The organism is Staphylococcus hominis subsp. hominis, assembly GCF_002901845.1.
In the GTDB taxonomy this organism is placed as follows: domain Bacteria; phylum Bacillota; class Bacilli; order Staphylococcales; family Staphylococcaceae; genus Staphylococcus; species Staphylococcus hominis.
This window is the reverse complement of record NZ_PPQE01000030.1, coordinates 398,247-406,052: the sequence shown is the minus strand read 5'-3', so window position 1 is coordinate 406,052 and position 7,806 is coordinate 398,247. Positions and strand designations below refer to the sequence as shown.

General features: G+C 33.1%; 7 protein-coding genes and 1 pseudogene. 7 read left to right on the top strand and 1 reads right to left on the bottom strand.

Features of this window, described 5'->3' with window-relative positions:
- Positions 1–230, bottom strand: a 230-nt coding sequence (locus CD034_RS11075) for a YSIRK-type signal peptide-containing protein (RefSeq protein WP_142380640.1), incomplete at its 3' end; no start/stop codon positions are given.
- Positions 231–654: 424 nt separating this feature from the next.
- Here CD034_RS11075 and CD034_RS11070 point away from each other — a divergent pair.
- The 7 genes and pseudogenes from CD034_RS11070 to sat form a co-directional block, all read left to right on the top strand.
- Positions 655–1,386 (top strand): phosphoadenylyl-sulfate reductase, encoded by a 732-nt coding sequence (locus CD034_RS11070; RefSeq protein WP_002488232.1) that lies wholly within the window; start codon positions 655–657, stop codon positions 1,384–1,386.
- Positions 1,387–1,548: 162 nt separating this feature from the next.
- Positions 1,549–3,402, top strand: coding sequence for an assimilatory sulfite reductase (NADPH) flavoprotein subunit (locus CD034_RS11065; protein ID WP_103288403.1), 1,854 nt, complete (start codon positions 1,549–1,551; stop codon positions 3,400–3,402).
- Between the two features lie 18 nt (positions 3,403–3,420).
- The gene (gene cysI, locus CD034_RS11060) at positions 3,421–5,142 is read left to right on the top strand and encodes an assimilatory sulfite reductase (NADPH) hemoprotein subunit (RefSeq protein ID WP_103288402.1); all 1,722 of its coding nucleotides are present in this window, start codon (positions 3,421–3,423) and stop codon (positions 5,140–5,142) included.
- Positions 5,143–5,177: 35 nt separating this feature from the next.
- Positions 5,178–5,942: a uroporphyrinogen-III C-methyltransferase gene (cobA, locus tag CD034_RS11055; RefSeq protein WP_103288401.1), complete on the top strand. Its 765-nt coding sequence runs from the start codon at positions 5,178–5,180 to the stop codon at positions 5,940–5,942.
- A gap of 33 nt (positions 5,943–5,975) precedes the next feature.
- On the top strand, positions 5,976–6,587 hold the full coding sequence (locus CD034_RS11050; RefSeq protein WP_103288400.1) for an NAD(P)-binding protein: 612 nt from the start codon (positions 5,976–5,978) through the stop codon (positions 6,585–6,587).
- A gap of 21 nt (positions 6,588–6,608) precedes the next feature.
- A complete protein-coding gene (locus tag CD034_RS11045) occupies positions 6,609–7,484 on the top strand; it encodes a sulfite exporter TauE/SafE family protein (protein WP_049432797.1) in 876 nt (291 codons plus the stop codon).
- Positions 7,485–7,529: 45 nt separating this feature from the next.
- Positions 7,530–7,806: pseudogene (gene sat / locus CD034_RS11505) on the top strand (sulfate adenylyltransferase); the annotation flags it as partial.

Genomic DNA, 7,806 nt, shown 5'->3' with positions numbered 1-7,806 from the left:
TCAGAAGTAGCAGGTTGATCAGTGTTAGCGTTAGTAGCACCTTCTTCAACTACAGATGCATTGTGAGAATTTAATAATTCAGTAGTAGCTTCAGTGTTAGTATCAGCATTTGTATTATATTCTGCGGCATCCGCATCGTGACCAGCAGATACGAATAATAATCCCCCAATTGCTACTGAAGCAATACCGACACTTAATTTTCTAATTGAAAATAATGTTTTTTTATTCATAAAATACGCTCCCTTAATTAAAATATTTAAATTATTTAATTAGTAACTAATTCTATGCAAAATGATTATAAATTGTAAAAAAATAAAAACAACTAGAACTTACGATGAATAGCAAAGAATATATTACTAATTACAATTTAATATAACATAAAAAAATGTTGTGTCATTAAAAAATTACATTTTTTTAATATTTTTTTATATAAAATAAAGATTAAACAACAATATTTTTGATTTTGTATATTTTTAAAAGTAATATATTTAAAATTTTCAGAAGGCTTATGAGTGAATTTATAGGAATAGAATACATTTTAATTCCACTTGACTTTCTATATGAAACTCGTTAAAGTATTAGCATATTATTCTGACAATTCTGATAGGTATTAGATTAATAAATTTGTAAATACTGAGGAGGGACCATAGGTTTATGTCAGTATCAAAGATAACGTATGAGAGTTTTGATGGCGATCCATTTATTGACTCCATTTCTACTGACGACGCGACAAAGGGTGCCTATGAAATTTTAAAATGGGCTTATACTACGTATGGTGAAGATATCGTTTACTCATGTAGTTTTGGGGCAGAGAGCATGGTACTTATTCATTTGATTTATCAAATTAAACCAGATGCTCAAATTGTATTTTTAGATACAGATTTACATTTTCAAGAAACATACGATTTAATTGATAGAGTAAAAGAACGTTTTCCTAAGTTACGTATTGAAATGAAGAAACCAGAATTGACGCTTGAAGAACAAGCTGAGAAATACAATCCTGCATTATGGAAAAATAATCCAAATCAATGTTGTTATATTCGTAAAATTAAACCTTTAGAAGAGGTACTAGGTGGTGCGATTGCCTGGATTTCAGGACTACGAAGAGATCAATCTCCGACTCGTGCTAAAACAAATTTCATTAATAAAGATGAACGTTTTAAATCGATTAAAGTATGTCCTTTAATTTATTGGACGGAAGATAACGTTTGGGATTATATTAAACAACATGATTTACCTTATAATGAACTTCATGACCAGCATTATCCAAGTATTGGTTGTATTCCTTGTACAGCGCCAGTATTCAATTCTGATGATTCCAGAGCAGGACGTTGGTCAAGTTTTGAAAAAACAGAATGTGGACTTCATGTTGCAGATAAACCGTGATGTAAGGTTTAAAAAATTTTTTATATAAAACATAGTATTCTGATAAGGATTTAAAAATATTCTATATTCGATTTTTACTGGAAAGTCGAATATAGATTACATAATATAGAGATAGTAAGTATTTTAAATAAAATAAAGATTGAAATGATAGAGGTGGATGAATTGAATCTAAGTGTTACCAATAGTCCTTTTACTGAAGGACAAGCCACACAAATTAATGAATTATTACAGACACTTACGCCAGAACAAAAAGTATGGCTAAGTGGCTATTTAGTCGCAAATCAGCAACTTACATCAGGAACATCTGAGACACAAGGTTCACAAATAGGAGCTATTTCAAAGGATACTGAAACAATGCTTCAACAAAATGAACCAACAATTCAACCTGAAAAACGTGCGATTACATTATTATATGGTTCAGAAACAGGAAATGCGCAAGGTTTAGCAGAAATATTTGAAGAACGTCTTTCAAATATTGGACATAATGTAACGTTAAAGGCAATGGATGAATTTAAACCTAAAAATCTTAAAAATGTCGAAGATTTATTTATTATTACTTCCACACAAGGTGAAGGAGATCCACCGGATAATGCAGCCGAATTACATGAATTTATTCATGGTAGAAAAGCCCCTAAATTAGAAGGAGTAAGATTTTCAGTACTTGCATTAGGTGATCAAACCTATGAATTCTTCTGCCAAACAGGTAGAGATTTTGATAAAAAGCTTGAAGAACTTGGAGCCGAACGATTATATGAACGTGTTGATTGTGATGTTGACTATGAAGAAGATGCTGAAAAATGGATGGCTAATGTCATTAATACTATTGACTCAGCACCTGAAGGTACACAAAGTGAACAAGTTGTAAGTGAAACAATTAAATCTGCAAAAGAAAAAAAATACTCAAAGGCAAATCCATACCAAGCTGAAGTATTAGAAAATATTAATTTAAATGGTAGAGGATCTAATAAAGAAACACGTCATATTGAGTTCTTATTAGATAATTTTGGTGAAGAATATGAAGTAGGAGATTGCTTAGTCGTTTTACCACAAAATGATCCAGCTTTAGTTGAATTACTGATGAGTACGTTAGGATGGGATCCGGGCGATCAAATTCAAATCTCAGAAGATGGAGATACGATTTCATTAGAAGAAGCATTAACATCTTACTTTGAAATTACAAAATTAACGAAACCATTACTTCAAAATGCAGCAGCATATTTTGATAATGAAGCGTTAGAAGACAAAGTTCAAGATAGTGAGTGGATACAAAATTATATTGAAGGTAGAGATTTTATTGATTTACTCAATGATTTCCCACCTGAAGAATTAGAACCTGAAGATTTATATCAAATCCTTAGAAAATTACCTCCTAGAGAATATTCTATATCAAGTAGTTATCAATCATTACCTGATGAAGTTCACATTACGGTTGGTGCAGTAAGATATAACACACACGGTAGAGATCGTTCAGGTGTATGTTCTGTTCAATTTGCTGAACGTATTCAACCAGGAGATACTGTTCCAATTTATCTTAAACGTAATCCAAACTTTAAATTCCCTAAAGATGGAGATACACCTGTCATTATGATAGGACCTGGTACAGGAATTGCACCATTTAGAGCACATATGCAAGAACGTGAAGAATATGGTTATAAAGGTAATACGTGGTTATTCTTCGGCGATCAACACTTTACTACTGATTTCTTATATCAAACAGAATGGCAAGAATGGTTAAAAGATGGTGTTCTTGAAAAAATGAATGTCGCTTTCTCACGTGATACAGATCAAAAAGTATATGTACAACATCGCATTGCTGAACATAGTAAAGAATTTAATGAGTGGTTAGAAAAAGGTGCATCGATCTACATTTGTGGTGATGAAAAAAATATGGCTAAAGATGTACATCAAGCGATACGCAATGTATTAGTGAAAGAACAAAATTTAACTGAAGAAGATGCTGAAAGCTACTTAAAACAAATGAAAAAAGATAAACGTTATCAACGTGACGTGTACTAAAGAAAGGGTGGAGAGTGAATGGCTAAAACGATTAAACAAATTGCTGATGAGTTAAATGAAAACCTTGATGCGTTAGAACATTTAAAAACTGAAAGTAATTATTTACGCGGTACGATTGAAGAAGGCTTAGAAGATCCTTTAACTGGTGCCATTTCTGATGACGATACTAAATTACTTAAGTTTCATGGGAGTTATCAACAAGATGACCGAGATGTACGTGATGAACGTCGTAAACAAAAATTAGAACCTGCATATGCTTTCATGATTCGTGTGCGACTACCTGGAGGTAAAGCAACACCTGAGCAATGGATTGCAATGGATGATATTTCTAATAATTATGCGAATCATACATTGAAACTCACAACACGTCAAACTTTCCAATTTCATGGTATTTTAAAACGAAATTTAAAATCATCTATGAAAAAAATTAATGAATCAGTGTTAGATACGATTGCAGCATGTGGGGATGTCAATCGTAATACAATGTGTAACCCAAATCCATATCAATCAAATATTAATAAAGAAATACTTGATTATGCTACAGCCATTAGTGATCATTTATTACCTAAAACGAATGCCTATCATGAAATTTGGTTAGATGGAGAGAAAGTGCTTGATTCTAAAGAAGAAGTAGAGCCAATGTACGGGGAAAAATATTTACCACGTAAATTTAAAATTGGTATTGCCGTACCACCATCAAACGATATTGATGTATTTTCACAAGATATTGGTTTAATTGCAATTGTAGAAAATGATGAACTCGTTGGATTTAATGTGGCTATTGGTGGTGGCATGGGTATGACGCATGGTAATTCAGATACATACCCTCAAGTAGGACGCATTGCTGGATTTATTCCTAAAGATAAAGTCATAGATGTATGTGAAGCATTACTTACAATTCAACGTGATTTTGGTAATCGTTCAAATCGTAAAAATGCACGTTTTAAATATACAGTAGATCGTTTTGGTGTAGATAATATTGTTAAAGAATTAAATATACGTCTAGGCTGGGAAATCAGTGAAGCTCGCGAATTTAAATTTGAACATAATGGCGATCGTTTAGGTTGGATTGAAGGTGAAAAAGGTGTATGGAATTATACATTATTCATTCAAAATGGACGTGTAAAAGATACAGAAGACTATAAGTTAAAAACGGCGTTAAGAGAAATTGCAGAAACACATACGGGTGATTTTAGATTATCTCCAAACCAAAATTTAATTATTGCTAATGTAACTGAAGAGAAAAAAGCAGATATTCAATCTCTTATTGATAAATACGGTTTAACTGATGGTAAAAATTATAGTGGTTTAAGACGTAATTCAATGGCTTGTGTAGCATTTCCAACTTGTGGTTTAGCAATGGCTGAATCAGAACGTTATTTACCAACGCTATTATCTAAAATTGAAGATTTATTAGATGAAGCTGGTGTTAGTGAAGAAGAGATTACTATACGTATGACAGGTTGTCCTAATGGATGTGCACGACCTGCATTAGCTGAGATTGCATTTATTGGTAAAGCACCTGGCAAATATAATATGTATTTAGGTGGAAGCTTTAACGGTGATCGCTTAAATAAACTATATAAAGAAAACATCAATGAAAAAGAAATTCTCGAAAGCTTACGTCCAATTTTAATGGATTATGGAAAATCACGTCTCGAAGGTGAACATTTCGGAGACTTCGTTATTCGTTCGGGTGTAGTAGCTAAAGTTCATGATGGTAGAGATTTTCACAGCTAATTTTTAAAGAAATAGAAGGCGAACGGGGTGATAAGATGGGAAAGGTTTATCTTGTAGGTGCAGGACCTGGTGATCCTGATTTAATAACTGTAAAAGGTATGAAAGCGATTCAAGCGTCAGATGTGATTTTATATGACCGCTTAGTGAACAAGGAAATTTTAGATTTTGCAAAACCTCACACAAAGTTCTTCTATTGTGGTAAAGATCCAAATAAGCATTCATTGCCACAAGAGGAAACAAATCGTATGTTAGTGAATTTAGCGAAAAAAGGGCACACCATTACACGATTAAAGGGTGGTGATCCTTTCGTTTTTGGACGTGGTGGCGAAGAAGCAGAAATATTAGCGGATAATCAAATTCCATTTGAAATTGTTCCTGGTATTACATCAGGAATTGCAGCTCCTGCTTATGCAGGAATTCCTGTTACTCATAGAGATTATAGTTCATCAGTTGCGTTTGTTACAGCTGTGAATAAACCAGGTATGACGAAAGAAGCATATTGGGAACATTTAGCGCATGGTCCTGAAACATTGTGTATTTATATGGGTGTAAAACGTTTGCCTGAAATTTGTGAACTATTAGTGCGTCATGGTAAGTCAGTAGATACACCTGTAGCGCTAGTACATTTAGGGACAACAGCTTCTCAAAAAACAGTCACTGGAACATTAGGTAGTATTGTACAACGTGCATCTGAAATCAAAAATCCTGCAATGATTGTGATTGGTGATGTTGTAAATATGCGTCAAAAAATTAGCTGGTTCAAAGAACAAGTATCAGATTTTGAAATGACATTACCATAATTTGAAAAATATCTAATATAGGAGGACGACAATATGAACCATATGCCGCTCATGATTGATTTAAGCCAGAAATCTGTTGTCATAGTAGGTGGCGGAAAAGTTGCAACGAAACGAGCTTCAACTTTAATCGAATATTGTGATGATGTTCATATTGTTAGTCCTATTATTTCAACAACTTTAAAAGAACTATTAGATAACGAAATTATCACTTGGAGCCAAAAAGAATTTGAGCCACAAGATGTTGAACATGCCGATCTTGTAGTGATTGCCACAAATAATAACGACGTCAATACAAAGGTGTTAGAAAGTGTTCCTCATTATGCATTATGTAATCATGCTTCGAAAGCCCAAGTTGGAAATGTTACGATTCCAAGTATTTTAAAACGTGGAAAACTTTCTATTAGCGTGTCAACCAATGGGGCAAGTCCTAAATTGAATAAAAAAATGATTTCAAGAATAAGCGATATGTACGATGAATCATATGAAATGTATATTGATTTTTTATATGAAAGTAGACAACTAATTAAACGATTATCAATCGAGCCATCTAGGAAACAGGATTTATTACAACACATTTTATCTGATGAGTATTTAGATGAGGTTAAGCAACGAGAATTCACACGATGGCTTCATTTACAAGTTTAGGTATGAAGGGATATGTGATATATGAGAAAATTGTTTATATTTGCATTAGCTGGATTTTTAGCACAACTTGTTGATGGATCACTCGGAATGGGATTCGGTGCCTCCTCATCATCCATATTATTAACATATGGAATAGCACCTGCGATTGTTTCAGCAACGGTACATTTTTCAGAAATAGCAACGACTGCTGCATCGGGTACATCACATTGGAAATTTGAAAATGTACATAAGCCAACCATGTTGAAACTCGCAATACCAGGATCAATCAGTGGATTTATCGGTGCAGCATTATTAACTCAAATACATGGTGACTATATTAAACCTTATATAGCACTATTCTTACTTTCAATGGGTTTTTATATTTTGTATCAGTTCTTATTTAAACGTCACAAAGACATTCATACACACGTAGGAACGCTTAGTAGTGCGAAACTTGTTCCACAAGGAGCCGTTGCTGGTTTTCTAGATGCCATCGGTGGTGGAGGCTGGGGACCAGTCAACACACCGTTGTTACTTGCAAGCCATAAAATTCAACCACGCTATGCCATTGGTACAGTGTCTGCAAGTGAATTTTTTGTAACACTTTCAACATCATTAAGTTTTATTATCTTTTTAGGATTTACTCAAATTAATTGGTGGTTTGTCATTGCATTAAGTATAGGCGGTATGATTGCCGCACCAATTTCAGCCTATTTAACTAAAATATTGCCCATTAATATTTTAGCAATCTGTGTAGGTGGTCTTATTATTTTTACAAATAGTAATGCTTTAATGACGTATTTCATCAAAGACACTACAGTGATAAATGTTATTCGATTCGCAATTATTTGTGCGATTATTGTATTAGTTATTATTACTATTATTCGCAACAAAAAATTGTCTTTTTCTTATAAATAAAACCGAGTAAACTAATCAAAATAATTAGAAAAGAGGTTATCAATGATGCCAACAAATGAAGATATTATCAATTATACAATTAAGCCACATGGTGGAGAGTTAATTAATCGAGTTGTAGAAGGAAAGGAAAGAGAAGCATTAATTGAAAAAGCGAACGCTTTTAAATCATTAACTTTAAATCCTTGGTCCATTTCAGATTTAGAATTAATCGCTATTGGTGGTTTTAGTCCACTTACTGGATTTATGGGAGAAGCGGATTATAAAAAAGTTGTTGAAGATACACATCTTGAAAATGGACTAGTATGGAGTATTCCTATCACTT

What these genes read in the sequence shown, in the direction of transcription:
- CD034_RS11070 (WP_002488232.1), top strand. Translation starts at nt 655, where the DNA reads ATGTCAGTATCAAAGATAACGTATGAGAGTTTTGATGGCGATCCATTT.
- cysI (WP_103288402.1), top strand. Translation starts at nt 3,421, where the DNA reads ATGGCTAAAACGATTAAACAAATTGCTGATGAGTTAAATGAAAACCTT.
- cobA (WP_103288401.1), top strand. Translation starts at nt 5,178, where the DNA reads ATGGGAAAGGTTTATCTTGTAGGTGCAGGACCTGGTGATCCTGATTTA.
- CD034_RS11050 (WP_103288400.1), top strand. Translation starts at nt 5,976, where the DNA reads ATGAACCATATGCCGCTCATGATTGATTTAAGCCAGAAATCTGTTGTC.
- CD034_RS11045 (WP_049432797.1), top strand. Translation starts at nt 6,609, where the DNA reads ATGAGAAAATTGTTTATATTTGCATTAGCTGGATTTTTAGCACAACTT.